This window comes from Staphylococcus sp. McC-251-APC-3A2, assembly GCF_009695665.1.
Taxonomy (GTDB): domain Bacteria; phylum Bacillota; class Bacilli; order Staphylococcales; family Staphylococcaceae; genus Staphylococcus; species Staphylococcus cohnii.
This window is the reverse complement of the sequence record NZ_VUNO01000001.1, coordinates 23,613-41,400: the sequence shown is the minus strand read 5'-3', so window position 1 is coordinate 41,400 and position 17,788 is coordinate 23,613. Positions and strand designations below refer to the sequence as shown.

Annotated in this window: 16 protein-coding genes; 5 read left to right on the top strand and 11 right to left on the bottom strand. The window is 29.8% G+C overall.

What is annotated here, in order from left to right:
- Nucleotides 1-84 precede the first annotated feature (84 nt).
- The 4 genes from FYJ81_RS00315 to hemE all read right to left on the bottom strand — a co-directional run bounded on the left by FYJ81_RS00315 (nt 85) and on the right by hemE (nt 4,237).
- On the bottom strand, nt 85-642 hold the full coding sequence (locus FYJ81_RS00315; RefSeq protein WP_107385218.1) for an alpha/beta hydrolase: 558 nt from the start codon (nt 640-642) through the stop codon (nt 85-87).
- A 141-nt stretch (nt 643-783) separates the two neighbouring features.
- On the bottom strand, nt 784-2,178 hold the full coding sequence (hemY, locus tag FYJ81_RS00310; protein ID WP_107385219.1) for a protoporphyrinogen oxidase: 1,395 nt from the start codon (nt 2,176-2,178) through the stop codon (nt 784-786).
- A 17-nt stretch (nt 2,179-2,195) separates the two neighbouring features.
- A complete protein-coding gene (gene hemH / locus FYJ81_RS00305) occupies nt 2,196-3,119 on the bottom strand; it encodes a ferrochelatase (protein WP_107385220.1) in 924 nt (307 codons plus the stop codon).
- A gap of 83 nt (nt 3,120-3,202) precedes the next feature.
- A complete protein-coding gene (gene hemE, locus FYJ81_RS00300) occupies nt 3,203-4,237 on the bottom strand; it encodes a uroporphyrinogen decarboxylase (RefSeq protein WP_107385221.1) in 1,035 nt (344 codons plus the stop codon).
- 259 nt (nt 4,238-4,496) lie between these two features.
- Here hemE and FYJ81_RS00295 point away from each other — a divergent pair, with 259 nt between their 5' ends.
- Nucleotides 4,497-5,000, top strand: a complete 504-nt coding sequence (locus FYJ81_RS00295; protein ID WP_107385222.1) for a signal transduction protein TRAP — start codon at nt 4,497-4,499, stop codon at nt 4,998-5,000.
- A gap of 53 nt (nt 5,001-5,053) precedes the next feature.
- Here the strand turns inward: FYJ81_RS00295 and ecsB are convergent, their stop codons facing one another.
- Both ecsB and ecsA read right to left on the bottom strand, forming a co-directional pair.
- Nucleotides 5,054-6,277, bottom strand: a complete 1,224-nt coding sequence (gene ecsB / locus FYJ81_RS00290; protein WP_107386060.1) for an ABC transporter permease EcsB — start codon at nt 6,275-6,277, stop codon at nt 5,054-5,056.
- Nucleotides 6,274-7,011 (bottom strand): ABC transporter ATP-binding protein EcsA, encoded by a 738-nt coding sequence (gene ecsA, locus FYJ81_RS00285; protein ID WP_107385379.1) that lies wholly within the window; start codon nt 7,009-7,011, stop codon nt 6,274-6,276. The genes ecsB and ecsA overlap by 4 nt, the downstream gene beginning before the upstream one ends.
- Nucleotides 7,012-7,138: 127 nt before the next feature.
- Here ecsA and FYJ81_RS00280 point away from each other — a divergent pair, with 127 nt between their 5' ends.
- From FYJ81_RS00280 to prsA, 4 genes are all read left to right on the top strand, one after another.
- A complete protein-coding gene (locus FYJ81_RS00280) occupies nt 7,139-7,564 on the top strand; it encodes an HIT family protein (protein ID WP_107385242.1) in 426 nt (141 codons plus the stop codon).
- Between the two features lie 77 nt (nt 7,565-7,641).
- Entirely contained in the window at nt 7,642-8,013 is a 372-nt protein-coding gene (locus FYJ81_RS00275; RefSeq protein ID WP_107385243.1) for a YtxH domain-containing protein, read from the top strand.
- Nucleotides 8,014-8,293: 280 nt separating this feature from the next.
- A complete protein-coding gene (locus FYJ81_RS00270; protein WP_107385244.1) occupies nt 8,294-8,860 on the top strand; it encodes a DUF3267 domain-containing protein in 567 nt (188 codons plus the stop codon).
- A gap of 184 nt (nt 8,861-9,044) precedes the next feature.
- The gene (prsA, locus tag FYJ81_RS00265; RefSeq protein ID WP_019468046.1) at nt 9,045-10,037 is read left to right on the top strand and encodes a peptidylprolyl isomerase PrsA; all 993 of its coding nucleotides are present in this window, start codon (nt 9,045-9,047) and stop codon (nt 10,035-10,037) included.
- 346 nt (nt 10,038-10,383) lie between these two features.
- Here the strand turns inward: prsA and yhaM are convergent, their stop codons facing one another.
- The 5 genes from yhaM to FYJ81_RS00240 form a co-directional block, all read right to left on the bottom strand.
- The gene (gene yhaM / locus FYJ81_RS00260; RefSeq protein ID WP_107385246.1) at nt 10,384-11,325 is read right to left on the bottom strand and encodes a 3'-5' exoribonuclease YhaM; all 942 of its coding nucleotides are present in this window, start codon (nt 11,323-11,325) and stop codon (nt 10,384-10,386) included.
- On the bottom strand, nt 11,325-14,258 hold the full coding sequence (locus FYJ81_RS00255) for an ATP-binding protein (RefSeq protein WP_107386061.1): 2,934 nt from the start codon (nt 14,256-14,258) through the stop codon (nt 11,325-11,327). The genes yhaM and FYJ81_RS00255 overlap by 1 nt, the downstream gene beginning before the upstream one ends.
- Before the next feature lies 1 nt (nt 14,259).
- Nucleotides 14,260-15,444, bottom strand: a complete 1,185-nt coding sequence (locus FYJ81_RS00250) for a metallophosphoesterase family protein (RefSeq protein WP_107385247.1) — start codon at nt 15,442-15,444, stop codon at nt 14,260-14,262.
- A gap of 465 nt (nt 15,445-15,909) precedes the next feature.
- A complete protein-coding gene (locus FYJ81_RS00245; RefSeq protein ID WP_019468127.1) occupies nt 15,910-16,254 on the bottom strand; it encodes a YlbF/YmcA family competence regulator in 345 nt (114 codons plus the stop codon).
- 69 nt (nt 16,255-16,323) lie between these two features.
- On the bottom strand, nt 16,324-17,454 hold the full coding sequence (locus tag FYJ81_RS00240) for a DUF445 domain-containing protein (RefSeq protein WP_107385248.1): 1,131 nt from the start codon (nt 17,452-17,454) through the stop codon (nt 16,324-16,326).
- Between the last annotated feature and the right edge of the window lie 334 nt (nt 17,455-17,788).

Here is a 17,788-nt window from a genome sequence, read left to right as displayed (position 1 = left end):
AAGCTATAAAGAGTTATTCACTTTATAATTAAAATATGGAAATTATTTTTCTTGCTCTATGCGCGATGTTTATCACTATCCAATCTATTTACTCATAATACCCATCATTTTACTTTGCAAGTTTGTAAATGTAGTGAAACCGTCATCTTCCATGAAGTGTCCTCCAAAATCAGTGACTTTACACTTGCCATCTAACGCGTCCATTAAACGCTTTGTTTCTTTGTAAGAAACATGTTTATCATCTTTTGCACACAAACCATAAAATTCATTCACTTTTTCTTTAACTTTATCATAGTCGATGATTTTATCATCTAATTTTAACGACTCATCAATCTCTTGTGCATCCTCTTTAAACCCTGAAATACTAAATAAGCCTTCTATATTGCTTAAGTTTTTACTTTGGATAAATTCAAGTGATGCAATTGTACCAAAACCATGAGTTACAAAATAAGTATCTTGTTTACGGATATGAATTTGTTCATTCATAACATTAATCCATTTACGTATATCACTATTTTGTTCTTCAGGAATATTAAAAAGTGTAACTACATAACCTTCCAAGGTAAGATTATTTGCTAACCATTCATACCAGTGATTCGTTGAATCACCTAACTTTGAGTGTACTATTACTATATCTGTCATAAATCAGTCCCCCACTTTACAAATATTACTATTAAAGTATCTCATATATTTCACATGTATTGTAATTTTCATCTTAATAAAAAAAGCCATTTCTACAATAATTAAAAATTCTCAAGTAGAAAATGACTTTTTATTATTTATTTAAATTTCATTTAAAATCTCTTCCACTGCATCTTTACCTTGTTTTATGCAATCAGGTAACCCTACAGCTTCAAATGATGCACCGGTAATACGTAATTTAGGATAATTATTTCTAATATGTGATTGTATCGCTTTAATTTGTTCAATATGTCCTACTTGATATTGCGGCATACTTTTTGGCAAACGATTTACAATACTGAAATCAGGTGCACCTTTAAAGGTCATCATTTTACTCAAATCTTTTTTTACGATTTTCACGATTTCTTCGTCTGTGTGATCGTCAACTACAGTATCACCTGGTTTACCAACATAAGCTCTAATTAACACTTTACCTTCAGGTGTTGTAAATGGCCATTTCTTACTTGTCCATGTACAAGCTGTAATATTGGTATCACTTGTACGAGCAATAACGAATCCTGTGCCATCATAGTTATTGATAATATTTGTTTCGTCAAATGCAAGTACAACTGTTGCTACTGTAGTAGAATTCATGTTTTTAAAATAATCGAAAGCAGGATCATTACCAAACCATTGTAAGAATTTTTGATGTGGCGTTGTAACTAAAACACTATCATAAATATGCTTTTCGTTGTCTGTTTTTATTTCATATTTTTTCTGTGAAGCAGTAATATCGCGAACAGCGGTTTGATACTTAATATTAACACCTTTTGCTTCCAAATCGTCTTTTAAATGTTCTATAAATGAACTCAATCCATGTCTAAACTGTTTAAATTGTCCCTTAGGTGCACCTGGATAAAGTTCACGTTGTTTGATTCTTTGAGCTTTCTCATATCGCATTCCTTTAATAAGGCTTCCAAATTGTTCTTCTCTCTCTTTAAATTCAGGAAAAGTACTCATTAAACTGAGCTCATCGATATTTGTACCATAAATACCACCCATCAATGGTTCTATTAGATTTTCTAACACTTCGTCACCTAATCGTGTTCTAAAAAACTTACCTACCGACATATCGCTATTCATGTCTACTGTTTTTTTAAACAAATCCATTCCAGCTCTTAATTTACCCAACGGAGAAATTAATTTGGTTTTTAGAAATGGTTTGATGTCAGTCGGTATTCCTAATATGGAACCTCCAGGAATCGGATAGAGCTTGTTTTTGGCATATATATACGATTGCCCAGTTTTATTAGTAATGAGTTGATCTTCAAGCCCTATGTCTTTGGCTATATCTGTCATAATTTGTTTGCGTCCTAAATAGGATTCTGGACCTAATTCAATGGTATAACCTTCATTTCGGTATGTTTGAATTTTCCCGCCTACTCTATTAGAAGATTCATAAATTGTGACATCGATATCAGGTCGTTTAGATTTTATAAAATAAGCACTAGATAGACCAGTGATGCCTGCCCCAATAATTGCGATACGCTTAGTCAATGTAATTCACGCTTCCTTTAATAAACATTTTTTATTTCATCAACGATTGCACCAATAAATAGTGGATCTGTATTAGGCATTGCTGGACGGAAGTAATTAACTCCTAATTCATCACAAATTATTTTACATTCGTAATCATTATCGTATAGTACTTCCAAATGTTCACATACAAAGCCTACAGGTGTATAAATAAAGTTTTTATAATTATATTTTTCGTATAAATTTCTTGTTAAATCTTGAACATCAGGTCCTAACCAAGGTGTACCTGTATTACCTTCCGATTGCCATCCTTCAGCTACATGAGCGATGTTTGATTTAGCTTTTAATAATTCAGCAGTATCATGCAATTCGTTTGGATATGGGTCGTTATTTTTTTCTATAAGACCTTTGGGTAAACTGTGTGCTGATACAACTAAAACTGTCTCATCATGTTCCTCTTTTGGTATTTGCTCTAAAGTTTCATTTACCTTTTCAGTCCAATATTGGATAAATTTAGGTTGTTGGTAATAATGTTCAACATGTTTTAAAGTAATACCATATTTATCTGCTTCTTCTTGTGCACGTTTGTTATAAGAGCCCACTGAAAAACTAGAATAATGTGGTGCGAGTACTACAGTAACCGCTTCTTCTATGCCTTCTTTGTTCATAGCTTTTACAGCATCTTCGATAAATGGATGTATGTGTTTCAAGCCTATATATAACTTGAAATTAACATCTGTATACTGATTATTCAGCTCTGAACATAAAGCCTCAGCTTGTCGATTCGTAGTGCCTGCGAGCGGTGATAAACCACCAATAAATTTATATCTATCTTTTAAATCTTGTAATTCTGCTTCTGTAGGGTTTTTTCCATGTCTAATATCTGTGTAATAAGCTTCTATATCACTTTCTTTATAAGGTGTACCATAAGCCATTACTAATAAGCCTACTGTTTTTGCCATTTTAAAATCATCCTTTTATTTAAATTTTTTAGATGTAGATGACATAATTAATTGTAAATCTTGCTCACTATATTTATGTCTAACTATCTTTGTGTATATTCGTGAACAAATGTAGTAATTCTTTTTAAAGTTTCAGGTTTAACTTGTGGAAAAACACCATGACCTAAATTAAATATATGTTTACCATGAGCTAAACCTTGATCTAAAATAGGTTTTAGTCTTGCTTCTATAACTTCCCAAGGTGCTAACAGTAAAGAAGGATCTAAATTTCCTTGTAAGGTTTTAGTTATATTTAAATCATTAGCTTCCTTAATAGATAGTCTCCAATCTAAACCTAATACATCTATTGGTAAATCATTCCATTCATGTACTAAATGACTTGCACCTACACCAAATAAAATAACTGGCACATCATGTTTCGCTTTAATTCCATTAATCAACTTTTTCATTGCTGGCTTTATATAATATCTATAATCATGTACGTTTAATGCACCAACCCAAGAATCAAATACTTGGATAATTTCTGCACCAGCTTCTATTTGGGCAGTCGTATAAGTGATGGACATATCAACTAAATGATCCATAAGTGCGAACCATGTTGCTTCATCACTATACATCATCGCCTTTGTAAAATTATAATTCTTAGAAGGACCACCTTCAATCATATAGCTTGCTAATGTAAATGGAGCACCTGTAAAACCTATCAATGGCACATTTAATTTTTCTTCAGTTAACAATTTTATTGTATCTAATACATATGGAACGTCTCGTTTTGGATCAATTTCCTCTAATTTTTCAACATCTTGAATAGTTTTAATCGGATTATGAATTACTGGACCTATCCCAGACTTAATTTCTACATCAACGCCTATCGGTTGCAACGGTGTCATGATGTCTTTATATAAAACCGCGGCATCCGTATTATAGTTATCTACTGGTAAATGTGTTACATATGCACATAATTCTGGTTGATGTGTAATTTCAAATAAAGAGTATTGCTCTTTCAATTTTCTATATTCAGGCTGAGATCTACCAGCTTGACGCATAAACCACACAGGTGTGTGTTTAACTTCTTTGCCCTTAATCATATCTAGGATTGTATTATTTTTATTATGCACCTTGTAATCCTCCTACATTATAATCATTCTTATTAATATTACCATATCCATTAATTTACCGTATTCAATGTATAGAAATGTCATAAAAATGACAAAGTGTGTCACTTTATGATCTTAATTATTTGACTATTGTTTTCTATCAGAAATCAATTATAATACTGTTAAAGTCTATTTTACATTTATTTGAAATATTAGAAGTATATATAGTAAATTATAATAGTTATCCAATGTTTCTTAAACAATTCAAGGGGGAAAATTTATGAAAATATACGCATCTTACGGTACATTTGGTTATTTGAATCAAATTAAGCTAAATAATCCGACACATAATCTATTACAATTTTCAGCTTCTGACTCTTCAGTCATTATAGAAGAAACAGAAGGTGAAACTGTTTTAAAACATCCGTTAGCTTATGACATCATTAAATCTGAAGGGAACTTAGATGAAAATTACTTCTATTCTGTTATTTTCATACCAACATCAGAAGATCATGCTTATCAATTAGAAAAGAAATTAGAAAATGTAACAACTGATTTTAAACAATTTGCAGGTTACAGAAGTTATCGTTTTTTAAAACCAAATCAAGGGTTAACATACAAAATTTATTTTGGCTTTAATAGTCGTACAGACTATGAAGATTTCAAAGCCTCTACTGTCTTCCAAGACAACTTTGATAAACTTGCACTAAGTCAATTCTTTGGTTCTAGTGGTCAACATTCTAGTTATTTTGAAAGATATTTATTCCCAATTGATGACTATTAAATAAAAATCGCTACTCAAAATTAGCATTAAGCTAAAGCTTGAGTAGCGATTTTTTAATCTGTTAGCAAACTTTCTTGATATTTTAGTTTTTTAGTTATATTTCTAATCGTCAACCACCCTACAAGAAAGAATATCAATCCAAAGAAACTATATTGTGGGAGAATAATAGCAAAAGTAACAATAAATACCACGCCTATAAAACACATTAATCTATTTAAAAATTGTTCATACCCTTTTATCACTTTACTATCAGATACCGGCCAAACTTGAGGCCATAAACCATATGCTTGTTGTGTATAAAATTGAGACATTTGTAACAAAATAATATACATAAACAGGCTACCAATTAATAAAATTACGATGACTTGATGTAACCATATCATCATAACTAAAGCTATAATAATCAAGCGTAATATAATATTAAATGCGTCTTTACCTCTAGCAAAACTTCTAATAAATAAATAAAGATACATATAGTTGTCATTAAATTTTTTAGGTTTCGGTTTCCACAATAACGGATCTAAATAACTTCTCCTTACTGCTTTCTCTTCTAATTGTTTTACATCCGTAAACATATTTACAAATTTATAATAATTCATATGATGTTGTTGTTCTGTATTAATCATATGCTCCCATGGGAACAAATAGTCTTTGTTTAAATATCTTATTAACAGAGTAAGAGCAACAAGTATAATAACTGAAAAAATACTTGAGATATTTTTAGGATCTAAGGCTACATAATAACCAGATGTAAATATCACAAACAAAATGCTAAATAATGACCAACGTTCAAGTCGAAATTTATACCACTGCCATTTTAATAATAAACCTAGGAGCGGGAATATAATTGCTAGTCCAGCAAAGACAATATAAAATCCAAACGTTTTGTTATTAAGCACATAAAATAACGGAAATAATATAATAATTAATAATATTTGTATAGGTAATCTAGTAACATAACTATACATCAAACTTTTTTTCATATATTCAAACATATGTTTTTCAAATGGCAAGAGAAATAATTTATCTGCATCTTTCAATAAAGTCCTAATTGGGAACATAGAAGTAATGGCTGTGATTATACTAGCAATTAATGGATAATTAATATGTTTAGGTATTGATTTCAACCAATCTCCATAGCCTAAAATAAATGCACCTAATAAAATCACAAGAAATACAGAAAAATGACCATTAAATATAAACTTATTATAATAACTTTTCTCCTTTGTGATTTCTTGTTTCCTTAAATCAAATAATTGTTTAGCTTCATGTCTCATGAGTTCTGGCCACCTTGAGTAACATGTATATAGATTTCATCTAAAGTTTTACCACTTAGCCCTGTTTGTTCTCTTAATTCATCTATATTACCGAATGCCACGATTTGACCTTTGTCCATTATTAAAAATCTGTCACAATATTTTTCAGCAGTTGCCAAAATATGTGTACTCATCAATACAGTTCTATTTTCTTCTTTTTTTTCAACCATTAAATCAAGCATAGATTGAATACCTAAAGGATCTAAACCTAAAAATGGTTCATCAATGATATATATTTCTGGATCTACAATAAATGCACAAATAATCATTACTTTTTGTTTCATACCTTTAGAAAAATGACTTGGAAATATATCTAACTCATTTTCTAACCTAAATGTTTTTAATAATGGATTTGCTCTTTTCATAGCTTCTTCTTTATCAATATTATACGCCATTGCAGTCATGTTAATATGTTCTTGTAACGTTAATTCATCGTATATTACTGGTGCTTCTGGAATATATGATAATTTTCGTCTATAAGTTTCTACGTCTTTTTTGATATTAATATCTGAAATTGTTAACTGCCCTTCCATAGGCGTTAATAAACCTAACATATGTTTAATAGTAGTACTCTTCCCAGCACCATTTAAACCTATCAAACCAACAATTTCTCCTTTTCTCAATTCAAAATTTATATCTTTAATCACAGGTCTTTTGCCATATCCACCTGTTAAATGCTCTACTTTTACTGTCATAAGGCACCTCCACAAATAGTATTGTATCAAAAATCAAACATTGTTCATAAAGTTACTGCAAAAAATGACGGAAATTAATCAGTAATGCTATAATGGTTATTAAATATCTGACAAGGAGTGAAGATTTATGTCTGAAACAATCTTTAGTAAAATAATAAATGGTGAGATTCCTAGTTATAAAGTATATGAAGATGAATATGTTTATGCATTTTTAGACATCTCTCAAGTGACTAAAGGTCATACTTTATTAGTTCCTAAAAAAATCTCTGCAAATATCTTTGAAACAGATAGTGAAACAATGAAACATATAGGTGTTGCTTTACCTAAAGTAGCAAACGCAATTAAAAACGCATTTAACCCTGATGGTCTAAATATTATACAAAATAATGGTGAATTTGCCGATCAATCTGTCTTCCATTTACATTTCCACTTATTACCAAGATATGAAAATGAAGTAGATGGTTTTGGTTATAAATGGGAAACACATGAAGAAAGCATAGACGATGATCAGAAGGAAAAAATTGCACAAGAAATTGCAGCTCAATTTAATTAATTATGCTTAGCTGATATGATTTAGGGTATATTAAAATTATTAATGACTCAGAAATTTTAGAAATGAGGAGAATTTTTATGAAAACAGCTCAATTATTACTAGGTCTTGGTGCTGGTGTTGCAACTGGAATTGGTGTTGCATTAATGAATCGTGATAAGAAAAATTCAAACCAATACATGACAGAAGCGCGTAAGCCTACAGGTGCTGAATCTGAATTTGATAGAGAAATCAATACAATAAAACAAAACGTCAATGATATTGTAAATTACATTGCTCAAATCAAGTCCGAAAGTACTGAAATTGGAAGCACTATCGGTGATGAAGTAAAAACGATGATTGGCGATTTCAAATCTGATATCGATCCTAATATTGAAAATTTGCAATCTCATATTGAGAATTTACAAAATCGTGGCGAAGAAATTTCAAAAGCCTTTGAAAAAGATAAATAATAAGTTTGGTTAAATAAGAGTTATGACTTAGTTTTCAAAAGAGTTATAACTCTTTTATTTTTTATAATAGATTCTTTAAGCATTTGAAATAATACTAATTCATAACTAATTTTTAATCTCATAAGTTTCTTTGCTCAAGAACTATAATGTTCAGCCAGTGTGTTTCTAAATAATCTTTCAAACTCTAAAACTAGCATAAAGTTAAACTTGACGATTGTAGTAATACGTTAGATAATACGAAAGTATATTCAATATATTTTAAAAGGAGTATGATTGCGTAATGTATTTATGTACACGTCAAATAGATATTAACGCTCGTTTTGGCATACCTAGAATTGCTTTCCTTAGTTTTGCTACTACAATTATTACATTTTTAATTGCATACGAACTATTATACTTCTTTTCAAATACCAAGTTAACAGATGATCACTTTTTGATATTTTTAATTTTAGTGGTACTTTTGTACCCATTGCATAAATTAATCCATTTATTATTTTTCTATCCCTATCGTAAATCATTTAAAAAATATAAATTAGTAAAACGTAAACCTGTGCCATTTTATAATGTGTATGTAAATACACCAGTTAATAAATATTACTTTTGTTTTGATTTAATCACGCCTGCTTTATTTATTACAATTATCTGTGGTTATATAAGTACTTTAATTCCGCAATATGGTCATTATTTGATGTTTTTAATTGCTTTAAATTTGGGCTATTCGGTCATGGATTTTCTTTATTTAAAAATTATATTATTTTCAAATGAAGGCGCTTATGTTGAAGAACATCAAACAGGTATTAATATTTTAAATAAAGTATCCCCACATTGGAATAATGAACTTGATTAAGCCAACAGCAATGTTTGCTTTTCAGACTGTCGTCAAAGTATCCGACTTTGTTGGCAGTTTTTTTATGCACGCTTTCCACATAAAAAGCTTACAACTATAGTCGTATATATTGGGTTTCTAATTGGTGAAAACGACTTTATATGTTATATTTACGTTGTTATTCTTACAAAAGGAGTTCCCAAACATGAAAACATTTAAAAAAGTTATAATTCCTGTTACTGCCAGTGCATTACTATTAGGTGCTTGTGGTAATAGTGCTACAGATTCTAAAGAAGATACAATCATTTCATCAAAAGCTGGCGATGTTAAAGTTGAAGATGTAATGAATAAAATGGGCGATGAGCAAGTTGCAAATACGTCTTTTTCAATTTTATTAAATAAATTGTTAGCAGATAAGTATAAAGATAAAATAGATACTAAAGATATTGATAAAGAGGTTGAGAAAGAACAGAAGCAATATGGTGGTAAAGATCAATTTGAAAGTATGTTGAAACAACAAAAAATGTCACTTAGTGACTATAAAGAGCAGAAAAAATTACAATCTTATCAAAAAGCACTACTAAATGATAAAGTGGATATTTCTGATAAAGAAATCAAAGAATCTACGAAAAAAGGTTCACATATCTTAATTAAAGTTAAAGAGAATAAAGATGACAAAGAAGGTTTATCAGATAAAGATGCGAAAGCAAAAGCAGAAAAAATCCAAAAACAAGTATCAGAAAATCCTGATAAGTTTGGAGAAATTGCCAAAAAAGAATCCATGGATAAATCTTCAGCTAAAAAAGATGGTAGCTTAGGCTATGTTATCAAAGGACAAATGGAAAAAGATTTTGAAAAAGCACTATTCAAACTTAAAGAAGGCGACGTTTCAAAAGTAGTTAAAACGGATTATGGTTATCATATTATTAAAGCAGATAAAGAAAATGACTTTGATAAAGAAAAAGGTAAGCTAAAATCACAATTAATCCAACAAAAAGTACAAAAAAGTCCTAAATTATTAACAGATGCTTATAAAGAATTGTTAGATGAATACAAAGTAGATTATAAAGATCGAGATATCAAAAAAGCTATCGAAGATTCCATTCTAGATCCAGATAAAATCAAACAACAACAACAGCAGCAACAACAACAGCAAGCGATGCAACAAGGTGGAGCTGGTATGACCTCTGGACAATAAAATCATATCTCAAAACATAGATAAGGCAAATGCTATTATAGATAGCATTTGCCTTATTTTTTCAATGAAACGTACTCATATTTCTTAATTAGGTACATAATTGATACGATAGTATTTTATTTTTTGTATTAATATTCAACATATGATAAATACATGTTTAAACTGCTGAGGCTAAGCCAAATTATCCCATGAATAAAAAACTGTTGACTCATCCCTACTACAATAAGTTACATGTAAGTTTTCACGGTCAGAACCGAATGAGTTTACATGTAAAAAGGACTAGTCCATGCAAAATTGGATTAGTCCTTTTTAAGAATTTATTTTTTTAACGTATATTATTTTTTGTTTAATCCAATGATGTTGGATTGTAAAATTGTCTACCCTCAAGTCCAAATATACGTTCAGTAAATTGACCTTTTGGTGTTTTTTTATATGCCTTTTCAAACATATTCATTTTTGCATCAATATTATCGATGAAATATAAAATTTCCGCTTCTTTCATATGTGGTAGTTTTGGAGAGCCAAATTCCATTTTTCCATGATGCGCTAATATCATATGACGTAGTAATAATACCTCTTCGCCTTCTATTTTTAATTCTCGAGCAGCATCTGCTACTTCATCACTTGCTATAGAAATGTGACCTAATAAATTGCCTTCAACTGTATATGTTGTTGCAACAGGGCCACTTAATTCTTTAACTTTACCAAGGTCATGTAAAATAATAGAACTATATAACAAGCTACGGTTTAACAGTGGATATATATCACAAATAGATTTTGCGACACGTAACATTGTTAATACGTGATAACTTAACCCACTTGAAAAATTATGATGATGTGTACTTGCAGCAGGGAATGTAAAAAATTCCGTTTGATATTTGCGCAATAAATGTCTTGTAATACGTTGTAAATTTGCATTTTCAATTTCCAAAATATAATGAGAGACTTCTTCTTTGATTTCTTCTGGTGTCAGCGGGGCGCCATCTACGAAATCATGTATGTTTAAATCTGCTTCATCTGAAGCTAATTTAATTTTATTAATTTTCATCTGTTTACGCCCACGATAATTTATAACATCACCAATTACGTGTACAATTTTTTCTGGTTCTAGCACGCGCATATCTTCCTTAGTAGCAGTCCATAATTTGGCTTCTATGTCTCCACTTTTATCTTGAAGATATATCGTCATATAGTCTTTCCCTTGAGCAGTCACACCTTGTGTCGCTTTATGAATCAAGAAATAGTGATCAACTGAATCTCCAGGATTTAATTTTTCTACATTTCTCATTATTTACCGCCTTCCTCAGGTTTATTCAAAGTAATAATTTGTTTTGAAGGCACACTTGTATCCTTGACACATGTAAAGTATAAAATTTGATAATCATTAGGCATTTGTCTTAGATAATTCATCATCGTTTCTTTTCTATGTTTATCAAAATGTACAAATGCATCATCAATAATTACAGGGAATGGATAGTAAGGTTTTAATGTTTTAATTAAACTTAAACGCAATGCGATATATAGTATTTCTTTAGTAGACTGGCTTAATTCAATTGGTTCGTACATTTGACCATTCACTTGTTTTACCATTAAATCTTCATTCGCATAAGTAACTTGTACATAATTTCCATTTGTCAAATGTGCAAAGATCTCTGTTGCTTCATTTATCACTTGTGGTAAACGCTTGTCTTTAATTTGTTTAATATGTCCTTCCACTAAAGATTGTAAGTAGCTGAGACTTGCCCAATCTTTCGCTTCATCGTTCACTCTATTTTTCAAAATATGGAACTTATGACGTAAATCCGCTAGTGTCTTATCTGTTTCCATATCCGTGATTTTAGCGTTTAAATCACTGACTTCTGATTGCATTTCTAAATACTGGTCATTATAATTATCTACTTGTCTTTCCAACACTTCATCTTCTTCAGATAATTGTGCATATGTTTTTTGGCTTAACATGGAACTAGCTTCGTAATTATAATTTTGGTTTTCCAGATATTTTGTTAAATCATTAAAACGATTTAATTGTTGGTGATAAGCTCGGTATTGTGCATGTTGATAATAATATGATTCTTCATCATTTGCACTTACAAAGTTAAATAATTGTGAAATCACATTACTATTCTCATTTAAACGATGTTTAAGTTGTGATAATTCACTTTCTATTAAAGCGATTTGTTCTTGATTCCTATTCCATTTATCTAAATTCGTTGTTTCTTCTTTTAACCATTGATTTACATCATGAAATAAAGATAGCGTGTTAAAAGTCGTAAATTGATTTTGAGTTACTGCTTTGGCATGTTCATAAAATGTATTTAATGCTTGTTGTAACTCAATTTTTTGATCGTTCAATTCAACCGTATGATTGTCATAATCCTTAATTTTATTCATCGTCGCAATACTATCAATAATGAGTTCGTCTGAAATTTTATCAGATAAATGTAATTCATCTTTAATTTGGTTAATCTCATTATCTGATTTTGAATATTGGTGCTGAGCCGCTTCTAAATTAGAAGATAAATAATTTGCTTTTTTATCTAAAGCTTCTTTCGTTTTAATAGCATTATGAAATTGTTCGCGAATCCTATTTTGATCATCTAAATCAAAATCCAAATTATAATTAGCTTCTAAATCATTTATTTGGTGTTGCAAATCTTCAATTTCATTAGAAAATGTTTCACTATGTCCAATCTCTTTTGATTTAACTAAAAATATTCCTACGATAAATATAAGAGAAAGTATTGCAAATACAATACCAAAGACTAAATTAGCAGAAATAAATGAAAAGACTGTTAATCCAATACCAACAACCGCTAATATAATCAAAGCAAATCGGAAAATATTCTGCTTGCGTTCATTTTCTTGTTGTTCTTTATCAAACGCTTCTTTCATTTTTTGATATAAATTATTCTTCTCTTGAAGTTCAAACACACGATTGTTATATTGCTTTTTCTTTTCATAATTTTCATCAGACACAATATCTTTTTCTAATGCATCCATCTCAGTTTGATTTGTTTCTTTATCAATTTTATTTTCTTCAATATTGCGTTCTAATTGTTGAATAAAAGCAGTCTGTTCTTGTTTATTTTTAATTTGATTACTTACGTGACTCTTCATTGCCTCTGAACTGTCTACTTCATGGTATACATCTTGCCATCCAATATTAGACTTTAAGCCTGATTTTTCACGTTCTTTATCTTGAATTTCTTTTTCAACTGATTTTAATTCGTATTCTTTTTGTTTAATTTCATTTTCTTGTTGCTGTATATGGTTAAAAGCATCTAAATCAGATTGCTTAGGGACATTGATTTTTTCGTTTTCACTTTTCAAGTGTGCTAATCGCTCTTCTCTTAAACCAATATCTCTTTTTAAATTTTGCGTTTGAATTTTTGCAGATTCATAGCGATCAATACCTTGTTCAGGAAATGTGACAGGTTCGATATTTAATTGCGTTTCTAGCGTTTTCCACTCTTGTGTTTGTTCATGTAAAGCTAATTCTTTTTGTTTACGGTCATGCATTTTAGACAGTTGATTTAAATTTTGTTTCAAATTTTCTAAACGTCGATCAGCTTTATCTTTATCATCTACTAAGCGTTTATAAGAGGATAGCTTTTCTTCTTCTTCTCGAATTTGACGCTCTAATGACTTCAATTCTTCAAGTTGTTGATTAATCATTGGATTTCTACCATTTTTCTTATACAACATTTCTTTTTTATCATTCAAAATTTCACGCATACTAGTAAATTCTGTTGATCCTAATGCACCAGCCTGAAGTAAATAGTTTTGTAATTGCGTTTCATCCATATTTTTATGAATATTTTGTAGACCTAATACATCAAATGAAAATATACCTTGGTATGTACGTTTTGAGATAAAATTAAGTTCTTTTTTTAACCAGCTTTCATCTTTGATGGCGCCGTTTGGTAGATAAACTTTAACGTCTCCAGTTGCTGCACCTTTGATACGTTCAATTTCTATCAAAGAACCATCATCTTGAATCAATGTAAGTTTTCCGCCATATTGATTACCTAAACGTGGTTCTAGTCGTGGTTCATTTTCTTTCTTAGTTGGAAAACCGAATAGGATAGAATGTATAAATGCCTGTATCGTAGACTTTCCTGACTCATTTTCTCCATATATTTCTGTGAAATGTTCATCAAATTGAATGGTTCTTTGAATAAATCTACCATAACCATATATATCTAATGATTTAATCTTCATTTTATTCCCCCCTCATATCTGATTTTAATAATAATTCCGCTCGCTTAATTAATTCACGACGATCAAAATCATCATAATTTTCTAGGTATTTGGAAGCTTTTGGATTAAGATATAAATCATTCATAGCTTGCTCATAAACTGAATTATCTTCAATCAAATCTGGTGAAAATTCTTTAACAAGAGTCGTTTTATCATCATCTTTATTCTTTATTTTTAAATCTTCTATAAACACAAAATTATGCTCATTTTCTTCATATTCGCTAATCATTTCATGTACTTGCATTAAATCTTGATCAGAAATAATTTCGTCTGAATTGACATGTACTACTAATTGATAAATTGCTTTACCGTGAGCTCTAACTTGTGATTTAAAGTCTTGTATTGCGTCAAACAAACCTTGTTTTGAAGTCATGTCTGTATCTATTTCAGCTTTCTCAAAACGAATAAACTGGGTTGGCACAAATTTAGCATTTAGATGTAAATCATCTCCCTCTATTAATAGGCAGCCTTTTTCTCCAGTTTCTTTGAAATGACGACCTTGAATATTACCAGGATAATGAATTTGAGGCATATCACTTAGTTGTTGTCGCTCGTGTATATGACCAAGTGCCCAATAATGATAAAGTTTATTGTTTAAATCTTCCAATCTAAATTCCGTATAACGGTCTTTTGTGTTCGTTTTGCTATATGTACCATGTAAAATACCTATATGGATACCTTTTTGGCCTTGGCTTGATGGATAAGCATCAAGCTTATTTTCGTAACTCGCTTCATTTTGATAGCTGAAACCGTGTAAATATATTTCTTCGCCATTTTTGGTAATTGTTTGATATGTTTCTACATTTTCAGAAAAAACAGAAACGTTCTCTGGCCATTCAGTACCTATAGATGAAGAAAGCGGATCATGATTACCATGACAAAGATAAACAAATATTTGTTCTTTTGATAGTCGTTCAAATTGCTCTTTTAAGAACACTTCAGCACGGAGTGTTCTATTATGACTATCAAATAAATCCCCTGCTATAATCATAAAATCTACTTCTTCATTTAACGCTAAATCCACGATTTTTTTAAAACTTTCATATGCGCTTTTTTGCATATCTTCAAATATCGATTGACTTAAGTAGCTTCTAGACTTAAATGGACTATCTAAATGTAAATCTGCACAATGAATAAATTTAACCATATAGTTATAGTTCTCCTTTATTTAAAGGTTTTTATAAAAAGCATGAAAACTAGGCATTTATTTTGAGATTTAAAAAACTCTACTAATACCTATGTACATGCTAATACCTTGTATCTCTTTATTTTACCACACCGACTATTGTACAGTCGATAAAACAAAAAAGCTGAAACATAAATAAATGTCTCAGCTTGAAATTCAATATTAACCATGGTTCATTGAATAAAAAATGAACTATTATCCAGCAATTAAAGAACTCATTTATCGGAATCAATTCTTTTGTATATCACTTCTCAATATATTGAGTTTATCATACATATGCTTGAATAAAAGTTCATATATTTCTTTCAATTATGGTTGTGGCCATGTATTGATTTCAAAAATCAATTTTTACATAGCAACACATTAAATATTTTTAACTTTTTATAAAAACTTTAGATTATTTTTAAAAATAAACATTCTGATTAATTAGTCAGCGTAAATTTCATCTAAAGGTTTAACAATGATTTGATTAATTTCTTGGAATACTTGGCTCATGTTTTGCTCAGCAGCCATTAATTCTGAAATGTTAGAATCATTTTCGATTTTTTGTGCTTGTTCTTGAGCTTTTTGTAATTCCTCTTCACCAATTTCTTCACCTTGCATTTGTTTTTGTTGGAAGTTTAATTGTGTTTCACGGAATTCATCAAAAAGTGCTTTTGATTCATCATTTTCTTTTACTTTAGCATAAGCTTTTTGAATTGCTTGATATTCATCACTTTCTCTTAAAGCTTGTTCTAATTGATTTGCATGATCGTATAAATTTACTGCCACTGTGCTTCACTCCTTTATTTGTATATGTGTTATAACCACATCGATATTACAATAACATAATTTAATATGTTATACAAAAATTGCAATCACACCTTGTAATAAACCTATGATGCCGCCTAATAAAAAGCCTAAAAGCATAATTAATTTCAACTCTTTATTTGCGATATCTATGATTAAGCGTTCAATATATGCTAAATCAAATGAATTTATCTGTTCTTCAACCATTTGTCTTAGGTTGATTTTTTTCATGATTGGAGAAATATGTTTAGAACCTTTATCAATAATCAATTCTGTAAGTTGTTTTGAAATTTTTGTTTCTAAGAATGTTATAAATTCTGGCATTACTTCTTTCAGTGGTCGATTCGATATATTATCTATGTTTGCATAGTTCATAAGTAAATCAGCAACCGTTACCTTAAGCGAATCGAATTGATCTTCATTGATGATTTCTACTAACGTTTTTGATTTAAATGTTGCGTATTCATTTTCAATAATCTGCTTTGCAATTGCTTTAGCTTTAGGATGATTTGTTAATCTAATCAATTCATGTTGTATTCGATCTGCAATGCTTTCTCTAGTCATAAACATCTGTAGCAAACCTACGATTTTACCTTTCTCATTAAAGAAAGTATCTAACATTGATGCTATATCAGCAGTGCCTTTTTCTGATTTAAGATAGACGCGTGCACGTTCAAACAATAATTCTGGTACTCCATCTACCTTTGCATCAATATTTTTTTCAATATCTGAAGGAATCATTTGTTTTATAGGAGTTTCTTTATGTTCAGCATAATATTGTTCTAATTTATTATTGATAACTGAATACATTTTATCATTAGTAACCTGTACAACATCAACATCGAAACTTTTCGTCAACGATTGAATCGTCACATGGTCTGTTTTTAATTTTTGAATCTGTTTTAAGATTAATGATTCGATTGCTTCTCTTGATTTAGGTGCATTTAATTTTGACTTAATTAATGTTTCAGTCAATAGGTGTTCTTCAATAACTTGTCCAATTTTATCTGCAATTTCTGCTCTTCTTTTAGGTATTAACCCAGGTGTAAAAGGAATACGTTTATTAAAAATATAGTAAGTTTTAAACGGATGAAATAACATTCTTACAGCAATTACATTTGTGACGCCACCTATTATTGCTCCAATAATCATCATCGCTATAATTATTAAAAAAGCGTGCATAGTTAATTCTCCTTCAAATAAAATTTGTTATAAACTGAAGGTACATTCACATCAGTCATTTTTACATTGTATAACATATATCAAAAAAATGTGTATACTATTTGTTATTTTTTAAAAACAAAATTGCTTGGCAGCAATAATTATGAGTATATTCAATTTGTATTAGTATAAATTCAAAAAAAAAAGAGCGATTTAGAAATCAATCAACATTTGATTTCCCGTGTTCGCTCTTACAATGATGTATTCTTTTTTATCATAGGTCAAAAACTGTATCAACTTGCCTATTAAGTTCAGTTCATTTGTTCATGACCGATTTCAATTAAACTTTAGTGAC